13 protein-coding genes and 2 riboswitches are annotated in these 13,932 nt (G+C 39.8%); of the genes, 2 read left to right on the top strand and 11 right to left on the bottom strand.

The window, feature by feature from the left end; all coding sequences use genetic code 11:
* Positions 1-95 precede the first annotated feature (95 nt).
* Both BTO30_RS11110 and BTO30_RS11105 read right to left on the bottom strand, forming a co-directional pair.
* On the bottom strand, positions 96-1,025 hold the full coding sequence (locus BTO30_RS11110; protein ID WP_075398794.1) for a response regulator: 930 nt from the start codon (positions 1,023-1,025) through the stop codon (positions 96-98).
* 4 nt (positions 1,026-1,029) lie between these two features.
* Positions 1,030-2,277 carry a sensor histidine kinase gene (locus BTO30_RS11105; protein WP_075398801.1) on the bottom strand — a complete coding sequence of 416 codons (1,248 nt, stop codon included), beginning with the start codon at positions 2,275-2,277 and terminating at the stop codon, positions 1,030-1,032.
* Between the two features lie 261 nt (positions 2,278-2,538).
* Here BTO30_RS11105 and BTO30_RS11100 point away from each other — a divergent pair, with 261 nt between their 5' ends.
* Complete coding sequence (locus tag BTO30_RS11100) at positions 2,539-3,804, top strand: cation:dicarboxylate symporter family transporter (RefSeq protein WP_075398800.1); 1,266 nt, start codon at positions 2,539-2,541, stop codon at positions 3,802-3,804.
* 132 nt (positions 3,805-3,936) lie between these two features.
* Here the strand turns inward: BTO30_RS11100 and bcaP are convergent, their stop codons facing one another.
* The 5 genes from bcaP to merR1 all read right to left on the bottom strand — a co-directional run bounded on the left by bcaP (position 3,937) and on the right by merR1 (position 8,706).
* Positions 3,937-5,340 (bottom strand): branched-chain amino acid transporter BcaP, encoded by a 1,404-nt coding sequence (gene bcaP / locus BTO30_RS11095; RefSeq protein WP_075398793.1) that lies wholly within the window; start codon positions 5,338-5,340, stop codon positions 3,937-3,939.
* Between the two features lie 591 nt (positions 5,341-5,931).
* On the bottom strand, positions 5,932-7,572 hold the full coding sequence (merA, locus tag BTO30_RS11090) for a mercury(II) reductase (RefSeq protein ID WP_075398792.1): 1,641 nt from the start codon (positions 7,570-7,572) through the stop codon (positions 5,932-5,934).
* A gap of 15 nt (positions 7,573-7,587) precedes the next feature.
* Positions 7,588-7,926 (bottom strand): mercury resistance system substrate-binding protein MerP, encoded by a 339-nt coding sequence (gene merP / locus BTO30_RS11085; protein WP_075398791.1) that lies wholly within the window; start codon positions 7,924-7,926, stop codon positions 7,588-7,590.
* A gap of 2 nt (positions 7,927-7,928) precedes the next feature.
* Positions 7,929-8,231, bottom strand: coding sequence for a mercuric transport protein MerT (gene merT / locus BTO30_RS11080; RefSeq protein ID WP_075398790.1), 303 nt, complete (start codon positions 8,229-8,231; stop codon positions 7,929-7,931).
* Between the two features lie 76 nt (positions 8,232-8,307).
* Positions 8,308-8,706 carry a mercury resistance transcriptional regulator MerR1 gene (gene merR1 / locus BTO30_RS11075; RefSeq protein ID WP_075398789.1) on the bottom strand — a complete coding sequence of 133 codons (399 nt, stop codon included), beginning with the start codon at positions 8,704-8,706 and terminating at the stop codon, positions 8,308-8,310.
* A 575-nt stretch (positions 8,707-9,281) separates the two neighbouring features.
* On the opposite strand from merR1, the gene BTO30_RS11065 reads away from it, so the two are divergent.
* On the top strand, positions 9,282-9,791 hold the full coding sequence (locus tag BTO30_RS11065; protein WP_075398787.1) for a peroxiredoxin family protein: 510 nt from the start codon (positions 9,282-9,284) through the stop codon (positions 9,789-9,791).
* Positions 9,792-9,914: 123 nt separating this feature from the next.
* On the opposite strand, the gene BTO30_RS11060 is transcribed toward BTO30_RS11065, so the two are convergent.
* The 4 genes from BTO30_RS11060 to BTO30_RS11040 all read right to left on the bottom strand — a co-directional run bounded on the left by BTO30_RS11060 (position 9,915) and on the right by BTO30_RS11040 (position 13,927).
* On the bottom strand, positions 9,915-11,741 hold the full coding sequence (locus BTO30_RS11060) for an APC family permease (RefSeq protein WP_075398786.1): 1,827 nt from the start codon (positions 11,739-11,741) through the stop codon (positions 9,915-9,917).
* 322 nt (positions 11,742-12,063) lie between these two features.
* Positions 12,064-12,206: riboswitch (cyclic di-AMP (ydaO/yuaA leader) on the bottom strand.
* Between the two features lie 52 nt (positions 12,207-12,258).
* Positions 12,259-12,645 carry a Na-translocating system protein MpsC family protein gene (locus tag BTO30_RS11055; RefSeq protein ID WP_075398785.1) on the bottom strand — a complete coding sequence of 129 codons (387 nt, stop codon included), beginning with the start codon at positions 12,643-12,645 and terminating at the stop codon, positions 12,259-12,261.
* Positions 12,646-12,741: 96 nt separating this feature from the next.
* Positions 12,742-12,881: riboswitch (cyclic di-AMP (ydaO/yuaA leader) on the bottom strand.
* A 234-nt stretch (positions 12,882-13,115) separates the two neighbouring features.
* Complete coding sequence (locus BTO30_RS18020) at positions 13,116-13,394, bottom strand: phosphatase PAP2 family protein (RefSeq protein ID WP_425429460.1); 279 nt, start codon at positions 13,392-13,394, stop codon at positions 13,116-13,118.
* A 287-nt stretch (positions 13,395-13,681) separates the two neighbouring features.
* Complete coding sequence (locus BTO30_RS11040; protein WP_075398782.1) at positions 13,682-13,927, bottom strand: hypothetical protein; 246 nt, start codon at positions 13,925-13,927, stop codon at positions 13,682-13,684.
* Positions 13,928-13,932: the final 5 nt, after the last annotated feature.

The following is a 13,932-nucleotide window of genomic DNA, read 5'->3' as shown; positions in this document are numbered from 1 at the left end:
CGCGTAAGTGTTTGGTCGTACTTACATTTTACAAGAGGGCCTCTCTATTTTGTCGTTTATAAATGGCAGATTATTCATATTCAACAAGCGTGACTTCAAGTATCTGTTTTTATCCGTTTAGCTTCAAAAAAGAAAACTTGGATAAACTTTTTCATATTAACTTTCGTTGGCGCAAAAGAAGCAGATGGATCTTCCTGAAGTTCTCTCATTTTTTGACGAACAACCATAAAATCAAAAAATTTAGATGCGTAGTTTTCGAATTTCGGATTGGCATAATCTGTCAAACCGAGAGAAGCAAAATGAAGGAGCGAATGCGCAATCGCTCTTCGTATGCGCTGTTCAGAGGCCTTCATTTCCCTGTTTATATCCGCTTGTGAAGCAGATGGCCCCAGCTTTTTTCGAGCCGTTTTTGTAAAGATCTCTTTTAATGATGGGAAATGATGTTCAACAGTCTTGATCTGCTCGTACGTATATAAGCATTCAAGAATATCAATTAAATCCCTCGATCCATTCACACCCACAATACCGAGCTCCGCCAATAAAAACTCGCCTATATCTGCAATTCTTTTTTCGTTAACAGGAGCTGCCTGTCCGGTTGTATTCTCTAAATGGAGCAGGCTGCTAAGAGATGTTTTGATGTCTTGAATCGATTTCTCAAGCTGAATGCGTTCCATTACTTTTCGGATAACTGTAACGATTTCAATTCGATTAATGGGCTTCATTATATAATACTCCACTCCAAGTGCGTACGCTTCGCCGATTAATTCCTTCGACTCCACTTGGGAGATCATGATGATTTTCCCCAAAAATTGCCCGCTCAGATGACGTATCGTCTCAATTCCATCCCTTCCCGGCATCAGCAAGTCCACGAAAAGAATGTCCACTTTTTGCATATTCAAAGAAGAGGCTGTCAGCTGATCACCATCCGGTAATTCTCCAACCACCTCACCTAAATCCTCATCTTCAATGATTTGGCTTAAGATAAACCGGATTGCCGCATCATCATCCACGATAAAAAAACGCATATAATCAACCTTTCTGAATCAACTGATGGGTTGGCAATAAAATCGAAAATACGACCCCATCTTTTTGATTTTTAAAAAATACGTCACCGCCAAAGTTTGAAACAGCTTCTTTTACATAAGCCAGTCCAATGCCTGTGGATGGATTTCCGTGTTCATCGTATTTTGTTGTAAAGCCCGGTTCAAATATAACCTGATCGTACTTCTCAGGAACAGCTGAACCGCTGTTATAAACATGGAATTTCATCATTTGGCCACCCTCAAGCAGCTCTACATGGACAGTTCCGCTCTCCACGATCGCCTCTACTGCATTGGCCACTACGTTATTTACAAGGGATAAAATAGTATAGACGTGATAATTTGAATGGTTTCCTTTAATGGTATGCGTAAAGACAATTTGTTTCCCAAGCAAAAGGGAATATTTTTCGTTCATATCGATAATTAATTCAATTAATTCCTCAGCACTCATGTAATCTTTGTGGCTTTCTTTAGCAATTAATTTTGAAAGCCCCGCGAAAATGCGCTGATTATCTTTTTTTATTTCATGTATCTCCCCGGCAATCCGCAGCGCTCTCTGGCTCATTGCATGCTCATCTTCTTTTAAAGCGCGGTATAAATCATACGATTCTTTTGTTACTGTTTCTGCATTTTTTAATGTTTTTTTCAAATAAACCGCTTCTTCATATAAATTGGAAATCAGCATCATCATATGCTCATTTTGTTCCCGAATTTGCTTTTCTCTTGATTGTGCTTCATATAGTTTCACCATATTAAAAAAACTTACGACAACAAAACAACGGATAAAGGCGATGATGACCATTTCGATCACTTCATCAAAAGAAATCGTCGATTGCAGCAAAAAATATTCAATAAGCAATTCGATCCCATTGGCTATCAGTTCGGTTAAAAGTCCAATGAGCCCGATTATGAGCGACCAATGGCGAAATCGTTTTATATTAACCAGCTGAAACAAACATGCGTACGTCAAATAAAAGAAAAACGCCGGAATGTGATGCTGAAAAGAAAGCACTGCATTTTCCGTATTCCCTGTCATGAGATCAACGGTGACACGAAATAGGACAACGGCCGCACCTGTAAGAAAACCAGGTAAAATAAAAGACACTTTTTGCAGCAATAATAAAAAGAAAAACATCACCGGAGCACCTAAACCAATGCGGAACGTTTCGTTGAATGGATAAAACTTCAATTCCCCCGCAAGCGGCACTGTGATGATCATCAGTATAATAATGTACATATCCTTCTTTATGAATGAATGAAGATGAAAGATCACTGCTCACCTCTTTCATTGGTCTGAAAATCAGTATACAATCCCTCCGCTGTTAAAACAACATCGTGTCCTTCTCCAAAAAATGATCACATCTTTTGTAGGTATTTGTATGATTTTGTAGGCCCTGATTTATATTTATACAATACCAAAAGGACTTTTTGAAAACGCTTCCCTTATGCCGGTGTGACGGATGAAAATCCATACTATATTATTGAAAGGAATGATAGTTTGAAAAAGGTTGGTTTAGCTTGGCAAATATTGATTGGTCTTATATTAGGTATTGGGGTAGGAGCGGTTTTTTACGGAAATCCTGCTGTACAAACCTATTTACAGCCTATTGGAGATATATTTATTCGATTGATTAAGATGATTGTGATCCCTATTGTCATCGCCAGCATCATTGTAGGAGTGGCTGGTGTAGGAGATATCAAGAAATTAGGGAAACTTGGCGGGAAAACCCTACTATATTTCGAAATTATTACAACAGTGGCCATTATTGTCGGGCTGCTTGCGGCAAATATTTTTCAGCCGGGCGCCGGGCTCGATATGAATTCCTTAGAAAAGGGCAATATCGATAGTTATGTAAGTACGACAGAAGAAGTGAAAGAACACAGTTTTGCGGACACATTTGTTAACATTGTTCCGGCAAACTTGTTTGAATCACTAGCCCAAGGTGACATGTTAGCCATTATTTTCTTTTCCGTCATGTTTGGTATTGGCGTAGCTGCTATTGGGGAAAAAGGGAAACCGGTTATCCAATTCTTTCAAGGTACAGCGGAAGCGATGTTTTTTATTACAAATCAAATTATGAAATTTGCTCCTTTTGGTGTATTTGCTCTTATCGGTGTAACGGTATCAAAATTTGGACTAGGCTCATTGATCCCGCTCACTAAGTTAGTCCTTTTAGTTTACGGTTCCATGTTTTTCTTTGTCATCGTCGTGTTAGGATTCGTGGCAAAGCTTGCGGGAATCAATATTTTCAACCTATTTAAAATACTAAAAGACGAGTTAATTCTTGCTTATTCTACAGCGAGTTCTGAAACAGTTTTACCGAAGCTAATTGAAAAAATGGAGAAATTCGGCTGTCCAAAAGCCATTGTTTCCTTTGTGATTCCGACAGGGTATTCCTTTAACTTGGATGGATCGACTCTCTATCAGGCGATAGCGGCTCTTTTTATTGCACAAATGTACGGCATTGAGTTATCCATCCCTGAACAACTATCATTACTGCTCGTATTAATGGTTACTTCTAAAGGAATTGCAGGCGTGCCTGGCGTATCATTTGTCGTACTCCTTGCTACGCTTGGCAGTGTCGGTATCCCGGTCGAAGGTCTGGCTTTCATTGCCGGGATCGACCGTATTCTGGATATGGCCCGGACAGCTGTCAATGTTGTCGGAAACTCGTTAGCGGCGATTGTTTTATCCAAGTGGGAAGGTCAATATAATCCGATAAAAGCAAAACAATATTTAGAAGATATTCAAAAATCAGCGTAAAAAACAGGCCCTTGAGGCCTGTTTTTTACGGTCTCTTTCATTTATCTGCAGACTTGCTTAAGGGCATAAAGTCTTTAAACACTTATAAACAAAATGATAACCGCGCCATCTTTAAAGATGGCACGGTTTTTTTTATTTACTTTCATTTAATTTAGAGCGTTTGCGGGAGTATGCAAAGTAGATCACAACACCGATTGCTAACCAGATAGCAAAACGAATCCATGTTGATGCACCGAGCTGCAAAATCAGGAATCCGCAAAATAAGATAGCCAATCCCGGGATGATTGGAACGGCAGGACAGCGGAAAGCCCGCGGTAAGTCAGGTTGTTTAATCCTTAAGACAATGACGGCTATTGAAATGAGGATAAATGCTGAAAGCGTCCCAATATTTACAAGTTTCGCTAACTCGTCCAATGGTATTAAGGCGCCCATTAGTGCTGCAATCCATCCAAAAAGCCATGTAGCTTTATAAGGTGTGTGATGCTTTTTGTGAACCTCCGAAAGAAACGGCGGCATTAAGCCATCTCGTGACATAGAAAACATAACACGAGTTTGACCATACAGCATAACCAGCATAACCGTGGTCATACCAATGATTGCCCCCAGATCGATAATACCAGCTACCCAAGTTTGACCGGCCACCTGCAAAGGCAGCGAGATCGGGTGGGCTACTCCTTCAAATTGCATGAAAGGGACAACCCCTGTCATAATTGCCGATACGAAAACATAGAGAAGCGTACAAATAAATAAGGATGAAAGAATGCCAATAGGTAAATCTCTTTTCGGATTTTTCGTTTCTTCTGCTGCAGAGGCAATAGCGTCAAAGCCAATAAAGGCGAAAAAAACGAGTGCCGCAGCCGCAAACACCCCATCGAATCCGAAAGGCATAAATGGGTCCCAGTTTGCCGGTTTTACATACCTTACTGCAACAGCGATAAATAACAAAACAACGGCAACTTTGACAATTACCATAATATTGTTGACTTTTTTTGATTCTTTAATGCCAATCGATAGTAAATAAGTGATAATCATAACAATCAAAAAAGCAGGAAGGTTAAAAAATGTAGTGTGGCCTTCAATAGTACCCGGTGCTGAAGTAAGCGCAGCAGGCAGGTGAAGTCCGAATCCGCTAAGCAGTGATTGAAAATATCCCGACCATCCAACTGATACGGCACTTACCGCCAATAAATATTCAAGAACTAAATCCCAGCCAATAATAAAGGCAATTAGTTCGCCTAGTGTAGTATAGGTATACGTATATACAGAACCAGATACTGGAACGGTTGAAGCAAATTCTGCATAAGATAAAGCCGCAAACAAACAGGCCAATCCCGCAATGATGAAGGAAAGAATAACGCCCGGTCCTGCGGTTAATGCTCCCGTGCCGGTTAAGACAAATATTCCTGTCCCAATGATGGCTCCAATACCAAGCATTGTTAAATCCAGTGCACCCAGTTCTTTTTTCAGCGCTTTATCTTTAGGCTGTATAGCCAGTAAATCACTTATCCTTTTTTTTCGAAATATTGAACTGCTCATGATGTTCTCCTCACTTTCAATCTTTTTAATTATATTTATTTTGTCGAAAATTGCAATAAAATTATTTTTGTAAATAATTAAGTATTTTGGAAATATCTTAAAATGGCTATACTGCTGAATAGATATATTTAATTTTTACCATAATCATCCGATAAAATATGTCCTGAATTTACCGGAAAATGTGTTATTATCTTCACTAACAATAGTATATTTACTTTTTTGCTGTTTATCACACGTGTTGATCACCCCGATTTTTCCTGAAATAGATCAAAGAATATTGAAGAAATGATGAAAAAACACCCCGATACTCAACAGACAATTGCTGTAGATCGGGGTGTTTTATTATCGTTTGATCAATGAATGACCCTCTCACCTGAATGAAATAATCAAGTTACATTCACATATTTCTCTTTATCAACCACCATTTTATTTTTCCCATTTCCCTTTGCCTCATGTCTTCATTTTTATTTATTCTTTCTTCTCAAATTGATTCTATTATTTAAACTTTATCAAACGCTGTGCCTTATACCTGACTACAAAAAAACATCCACTGAACAAATTTCAATGGATGTTCATGTATAATTTGATTTTTCAGCCTGCACAACAAGATAATTTGGTTACGTCCTTATCAAATGTTAGGGCAGCCAGCTTCAAGCCTTCTGCCGTTGTTAAATATGGTGCAAGGGTTTCTCGAAGATTCTCTACAGTTAAACCGAATTTGACAGCCAGTGCCGCCGCATAAATCACATCTCCTGCATTTTCTGCCACCACATGAGCCCCTAACACTGTCAATGTTTTTGCGTCCGCCACCAGTTTAAATACGCCTGTTGTTTCCCGACTAACTATGGCTCTTGGTACAGCATCTAACGGTACGGCGGATGTTTTCACTTCATAGCCTTTTTCTTTTGCCTGCTGCTCTGTTAAACCAACTGTTGCAATCGCTGGAGCTGTAAACGTAACCGCTGGCACCACTTCTAAATTCAGCTTTTTATTCATTCCTCCAATGGCGTTTGCTGCCGCAATTCCGCCTTGATAAGCTGCCACATATACAAATTGAGGACTAAGCGTTACATCTCCTGCTGCATAGATGCGTGAATTCGTCGTTTTCGAATACTCATCAATGACGATTTCCCCGCGTGAGCCTGTTTCAACACCTGCTGCCTGTAAATTCAAGGTTGCTGTGTTCGGTGTTCTTCCTGCGGCAACCAGTAACTGATCTCCCTCAATGATTTGTTTTTCACCATTGACTTCGATAAAAACCGTTTTGATCTCTCCATCTTGTTTAACTTGTTCAAAAGATGCTCCTGTAACCAGATTAATCCCTTGTTCTGTCAAGGCTTGTGTGACTGCTTCTGAAAGTTCTGGTTCGTATTGTTTTAACAGACGCTTGCTTCTTTGCATCAATGTAACTTCTGAGCCTAAGTTATGAAATAGTTGTCCTAACTCCATCGCGATATAACCAGATCCGATGACTACAAGACGTTTTGGCACCTTCTTTAGTTCCAGCAGTGTCGTGCTTGTTAAATAATCGACTTCATCCAAGCCGGGAATATTCGGTACTGCCGGGGAAGCACCTGCTGCAATTACGAATCGGTTAGCTGATAACTTCGAGCCGTTCACTTCAACAGTTTTTTCATCAACAAATTTTGCTTCGCCTTTTATGAATTCAAATCCGTAGTTATCAATTAAATTCTCATACTTTTGATTTCGAAGATCCCTTACCATTTCATTTTTTTGTTCGACTAATTGGGTTAAATCAACCTCGCCAGCTGAGGTGTGAAGTCCCGTAAACGGATTGTTTTTTGCTAAATGATTGATTTCGCCAGCTCGCAACAAGGTCTTGGAAGGAACGCAGCCGATGTTCACGCATGTTCCTCCCATCGTTCCACGTTCAATCATGGCCACTTTTGCTCCATATTTCACGGCTTCAATGGCGGATGAAAAAGCAGCCCCTCCAGAGCCGATGATGATGTAGTCATAGTCACCTTCATCACCTAACTGTATCTTTTCTTGCGATTGAACTTCTTCGGCTTCTCCTGGCTGATACTTGGTTTCAGCGATTGCTTTTTTGGCTGTTTCAATATCTACGTCATTCGGCAGCTCAAAGACAGCTTCCCCGCGGCGGAAATCCACTTCAATTCCTTTTGCACCTATATTTCCAAGAGCAACAGATACGTGTTCTTCGCAACCTGTGCAGGTCATTCCTTGAACGTCTACCCGATATTTTTTCATGTCAAAATCCCCTTTTTACTCGACTCTAAGTCCGAAATCTGAAACGGCCGTCTTAATTGCCTGTAAATCGGTTCTCTTATTATCGTAGGAAACCGTTACTTTCCCTTTACTTCCACTGACTTGAATGACTGCTTCCCCAACGCCCTCTACTTGCTTCAAAACATCTTCTACAACAGACGGCGGACAACAATCCATCCCCAAAACCGTAAATATTTCTGTTTTCGCTGCTTCAATAGTAGTTTTTTCTTCCTTCTTCGAGTCCATCGTATTTTGTGCTTCTTTTTCATTGCTGCACGCACTGACTACCCCCATAAGAGCTAATATCACCATAATCCTGATAATCTGCATTTTCATTTTTATACTCCACCTTCAACTAGAATTAAAAACAGAAACATACCGAAAACGAAAAACGCCGTGATCCATAAGCCAATAACAGAACTTTTCCTTTTTCCCTTTCTGCCGTACACCATGTAAAAGGAGTAAGCAAGAAGGATGATGGTAATAATGGTGAACAATAACCGATACTTCAATGAGTAGAAGGCTAATGCTCCTGCAAATCCAGTTAGTCCAAGAGGAATGAAAATCAGCGGCCCCAGGCAGCATGCAGCCATAACAAAAGCCGAAAATACAGTGGCTAACTGCGGCACTTTGTCCTTCATGATTTAAACCTCTTCGTATTGCAACAATCATACGTTTTCGTTTCTTTCTTTGTTTTTTTCATTCTGTTTCACCTCTTTATTTCTTCATCAATGTTTCAATAATGGGACACTCGTAAATATCTTTGTTTTCGGGACATCTTTCTTTAAGGTCCATCAGCATTTTTTCAATTCTTTTGAGATCTTCAATTTTACGCTGGATATCCTCTAGTTTAAAAACAGTGAAATCATACATGTCACGGCACTTTGCTTCATCGCGATCGACGACTCCCAGCAACTTGTCAATTTCATTTAAGGTAAAACCCAGTTCCTGCATCCTTTTTATGAAATCCAATCGATCGACCGTTTGTTCAGTATACATTCGGTATCCTTTTTCTGTGCGAGCTGGCTCTGGAATTAAACCTAAACGTTCGTAATATCGAATGGTTTCTTTGTTAACGTTACACTTCTCTGCGATTTCTCCGACTCGAAAATGCAATTTACTTCACCTCACATATAATATAAACCCTGTACCATAGTACCGGGTCAAGGCATGTATTGATATTTATTCCTGCTGGGCCCGTTGATTGAATGAGAAAGTCAAAAAATTTAATTAGTTTCAAGCGGCTTTTTATTTATCGGCTTTGAATCATTCAGGGTTTCCATCCCTCGTTTGATTCAAAGCCATGACATGAACAAAAAAACAAACCCTATAAGCGGGTTTGTCAGCGGCTATAGTATGAGTAAAATCCAAAATCATTATGTTTCTCTCCATTTTGGTTCTAATTCATCACCAGCCGCAAGCCCGTCATTATTCCTCTCCCTTCTTTTTAGTAAACTATACGCGGCCAGTTTAAACGCCCCCGCATAAAAAGAGACAATGCTGCCAGCCCTAGTAAGGTGACAGCAGGCTCCATCCCGCTTCCAACAAGAAATATAATCAAATATAGGCGACATATTCGATTTAAACACCCACAATGTAATGTACCTTACGTTTATTATTGGCACGATATGAGAATATACATAGTGTGTCACATACTAAAAAAGATTTTCTATACGACAAGGAGGAAAAACATGTCTGCACTTCAATTAGGCGACACTATTCCAAACTTTACGCTGCCTTCTGTTTCCGGCGGGGATTTTTCATTCCTGGCTCATCAACAAGAGCATAAAAGCTGGCATCTGATTATCTTCTTTAGAGGTGCGTGGTGTCCTGTTTGCGTACAGGATCTTAAGGATCTTGAAGAAAACAAACCTTTTTTCGAAGGAAAGAACGTTCATCTGATCACGATTTCTACCGATCAACTTGACAACTTAAAACAGATGGCAGATGAGCATGACCTATCTTTTCCTGTATTGGCGGATGAAGAACTGACAGCCTTGAAAGCATTGGATGTTTTTTATCACGGTGATGATGCCCCTTATGAAGACCACGGCGCTCATGGAGAACCGGCCTATTTCCTTGTGGATGAAAATGGAAAACTGCTTTATCAGCAGAAACAAACAAGTCCATTTGGCCGTCCAGACTCCACTGAACTCCGAAAGATTGTCCAGTATATTAGGAAAAATTTACAAGCTAAATAAAGAAATAAGAGAAGAACAGCCAAATTTTTAGCGGCTGTTCTTTATTTTGTTCTTGGTCGATCAGAAATAAAAGGCAGCTCTACATGAATGATGTAAAGCTGACATAGTTTTTTTACATTTAGTTTATTTTTTCAAATGATACGGCACTGTTGTCACGACGACATTTCTTCGATAAAGTAAAAACGCGCGAATCAGTAAACTGGATTGGTTATGCAGAAAATTGTGCCAGCCTTTCTTAGGAATAAACTGCGGGATAACGACCGTAACCCGGTAGTTCGATTCGCTCGCTTTATGCTCCACTGTATCCACGAATTTGGTCAGCGGCTGGATAATACTCCGGTACTGAGAATGCAAAGTCACAAGCCTGATATCAGGCTGCCATTCCTTCCACTTCTCTTCAAACTTCTTTTCGTCTCCTCTTTCAAAGGCGACGTAAACGGCAATAATCTGTTCGGCTGAAAGCGATTTGGCATAGTTTAATGAATTATCTACTACGTGCGTAATGCCAGCTACAGGTACAACCATTACATTTCCTTCAATCGGTACAGAAGGCTCACACGCTGTAATTCTTAACTGTTCACCCACTGCTTCATAATGATTTCGAATTCGGTGAAAGACATAAATGATCACAGGTATAAAAACGAGGACGGGCCAAACCTGTGCGAATTTAGTTAAAAAGAACATGATGGTTACTGTAAAGCTGATCAAGGCCCCGGTTGAGTTAATGATTAGTTTCGGAATCCAGCCTTTTGGTTTTTCGCGTATCCATTTCACCGTCATTCCCGTCTGGGACAGGGTAAATGGGATAAACACGCCGATGGCATACAACGGGATAAGCTGTTCCGTGTGCCCTTTAAACGCAATAATGAGGACGATTGACGAAATGCCAAGTATGATAATTCCATTGGAATATCCCAGCCGGTCGCCTCTAAGTGTAAACATTCTTGGGATAAACTTATCTTTAGCCAGATTAACTGCCAGCAAAGGAAACGCCGAATATCCCGTATTGGCAGCCAGGATTAAGATCAAAGCGGTCGTTCCCTGAATGAAGAAATACATAAAATTCCGGCCAAATGTTTCTTCCGCAATTTGTGAGACAACGGTTACGTCTGCACGCGGCGTAATGCCGTAATAGTAAGCTAAATACACAATGCCCGAAAATAACAAAGCAAGCAAAATCCCCATCGCCGCAAGTGTTTTTGCCGCATTTTTAGGCGCAGGATCTTTAAAGTTTGGAATGGCGTTGGAAATGGCTTCAACTCCCGTTAATGCAGAACTGCCGGATGCAAAGGCCCGCAAGAGTATAAATAAGCTGATTCCCGCTATTGGTGTGCCGACTGGCGTATGTAAATCAGGTGAGACCTCACCCGTTACAATGTTGAATAATCCAACTCCAATTAAAATGAATAACGCCAATACGAATAAATAAACCGGATAAGCTAACACGGAAGCTGATTCCGTTACACCTCTTAAATTCAAAAGTGTCAAAAGGATCACAAATAGAACGGCAATGACCACATTGAGATCATGTAAATTTGGAAAAGCCGATGTAATCGCATCCGTACCGGCAGATACACTGACGGCCACCGTTAAAATGTAATCCACCAGCAAAGAACCTCCGGCAACTAGCCCCGGATTGACACCGAGGTTCTTCTTGGATACGACATAAGCGCCTCCTCCGTGGGGATACGCAAAGATAATTTGTCTATAAGACAAAATAAGCGCCGTTAACAAAATTAGTACACCGGCCGCAATTGGGATTGAATACCACAATGCCGCGGCACTAACAGTAATGAGTACAATTAATATTTGCTCTGGGCCGTATGCAACGGATGATAAGGCATCTGAAGATAGTATAGCCAACGCTTTCTTTTTGTTTAGCTTCTGTTCCCCCAGCTCATTTGATTTTAAAGGCCGCCCAATTAAACATCGTTTTATAGAAGAAAACACTGATTTTCACCGTCCACTCCATTTTATTAATATCTTTCCCTGCTTATGAAATCTTGATTACAACGTTTAAATCAAAAAAGACCAATGACTTTTTTCTCCACACAAAAACAAGGGAAAAATTCTCCCTGTTCTGTCAGAGAAAAAACATCATTGGTCTACGTAACGCCCAGCAAGCATGAATGCTCTCTTTGCGTTCTGTCTTCCAAGCTGCTTTTTCAAAAAATAGGCACAATAAAAAGACCTGCTTTTTTGTTTCAAGCTGCCTTTTTTCGATACGGCATAACGAATCAAAAAAAAGCCCCCTGAATAAAGGTGGTCTTTAGACCTCCTTCGCTTTAGCCGACGAAGTTAGCTGACGGGCAGGATGGCGAAAGAGCTGCTCTCATCCCTTCTACAAACCTGTAGAATTAGCCCCAAAAAATTGGGTCCTCCGTTCCCGATGACGGGACTAGGCCGAGGTATATCGTTATTAATGGAATTTATTTTACTCCGCTTGTTTTTTCAAGTCAATATGATTTTATTCAGCAGCGAATAATTTTTCCAAATTGCGGTCCATAATAAACACTTCGATACGCTCGCCTGTTTTTGTGCTCATATCACTATGGCTTGATAGGACTTTGCAATTGGTATGCTTTTCGACAATTTCTTCAATTTGTTCACTGTACATTTCCCGGAGCACCTGGCGCATTTCCTTCACCAGTTTTCTTCCTTCCTGATGACCGGCTAAATGCTTTTCTTCAACCGTCATCACTCCTTTAAAACGGGTGATAACCATGTCCTGGACAATATATGTCTTCGTTTCCTGAGGTCCCCGGCCGATCAATTCACGCTGTAATTTAATAAGCGCCTCACTCAGCTCTGCTTCAAGCTTTTTCTTCTGTCCTGCCACTGTTCCTTCCTCCATTTAAAAAAATGACAATGTCCCATTTCATCCTAACAATCCAATCAACACAAAAAAGAACACAAAGGTCCTACTAAGTGTTCTTTAAAACAACAAAGCAAACCTCCTTTGAAACGCTGATGGGGTTAGCTGTCGGATTCGGGCTTCAAAAGTAGCCCTGCCTTCTAACGAAGGATTCACCCCTAGTGCTGTGCACGAAGTTGGGTCCCCCACTCCTATGGATTAAGCGGTATTAGGTATGATTCAATATGAAAATTAAAATGATGATTGATACTATACTCCCGAAATGAGTGTTTGTAAAGAAGAAAAATAAATGCCTTTAATTGAGATATAAGAGTGCAATATTTATATAATTTTATGCTTTAATCCTGATAATGAAAAGTAACGAAATAAAAAAGCAAAGTTCTATGATAGAACCTTGCTTTTTTGTATGAAAACCTCTTCGATAGGAGAATCATGAAAGACCTGTTCACTCACATTTTCGGCTGAATTTTTTTATAAATTATTGGCAGGCAATACAAGCAGAGGCAAAACCATGCCAACGAAATGCTTATAGCAGCCAGTGTATCGGAAAGAAAGTGAGCACCCAGTATAATACGGCTTAAAGCCACTCCAAATATTAAAAGCAAACATATCGTATACAAAGGAATCTTCAGTGCCTCTCTTTTTAACAGCCGGTAAATACAATTAATCAAAAATGTGAAGAGGATAACACTTCTCATCATATGACCACTTGGAAAGCTATAAGAAATTATTTCGATAGTATAATAAAAACTTTAATAAAGAAAAACATTCGTCTGATCTTAAATAAGATTACCCTCCTATTATCAAATTTCTCCTGCTCTGCTGCTTCAAATCAATCTCTTCTTTTCCATAATAAGGGGCCGGCCAAACATCCAAAAACTAAACCTATTAAAAAAAGGACACTGTTAGCCACAAATACCACTCCAGTCAAAAAATAAACACATTTCATTCTTGTTCAGATAAATACAATCTAAGGGCAAAAATGTAAAAGGACTTAAAAAAAGACTTCATGTGTTTATTTATTCTCCCTGGTTATTGCTTCTTCTTTAATTAAATAATCAAACACTTCATCAATTGCTTTTTGATAGGCTAACAGCTCCTCAAAATAACCTGCATTGATCAACACGCCTTTAGCATTTGTATTGTTTTCATTTTGGATCATGAAAACTTCGTCCATAATCCCCTCTGAAAACCGATTCAGCATTTCAGTCAGTTTTTTTTGACCGATTACTTCATTCATATATAGTGTGTTTACCTTCATAATCC

It is taken from the genome of Domibacillus antri (genome assembly GCF_001936625.1).
Lineage (GTDB): Bacteria > Bacillota > Bacilli > Bacillales > Domibacillaceae > Domibacillus > Domibacillus antri.
This window is presented reverse-complemented; position numbering and strand designations above follow the sequence as displayed.

Excerpts from the sequence above, each read along its gene's own strand:
- BTO30_RS11040 (WP_075398782.1), bottom strand. The coding sequence starts at position 13,927 with ATGAAGGTAAACACACTATATATGAATGAAGTAATCGGTCAAAAAAAA.
- BTO30_RS11055 (WP_075398785.1), bottom strand. The coding sequence starts at position 12,645 with ATGGAGGAAGGAACAGTGGCAGGACAGAAGAAAAAGCTTGAAGCAGAG.
- bcaP (WP_075398793.1), bottom strand. The coding sequence starts at position 5,340 with ATGAGCAGTTCAATATTTCGAAAAAAAAGGATAAGTGATTTACTGGCT.
- BTO30_RS11110 (WP_075398794.1), bottom strand. The coding sequence starts at position 1,025 with ATGCGTTTTTTTATCGTGGATGATGATGCGGCAATCCGGTTTATCTTA.
- merT (WP_075398790.1), bottom strand. The coding sequence starts at position 8,231 with ATGAAGGACAAAGTGCCGCAGTTAGCCACTGTATTTTCGGCTTTTGTT.
- BTO30_RS11105 (WP_075398801.1), bottom strand. The coding sequence starts at position 2,277 with ATGTACATTATTATACTGATGATCATCACAGTGCCGCTTGCGGGGGAA.
- BTO30_RS11065 (WP_075398787.1), top strand. The coding sequence starts at position 9,282 with ATGTCTGCACTTCAATTAGGCGACACTATTCCAAACTTTACGCTGCCT.
- merA (WP_075398792.1), bottom strand. The coding sequence starts at position 7,572 with ATGAAAAAATATCGGGTAGACGTTCAAGGAATGACCTGCACAGGTTGC.
- merP (WP_075398791.1), bottom strand. The coding sequence starts at position 7,926 with ATGAAAATGCAGATTATCAGGATTATGGTGATATTAGCTCTTATGGGG.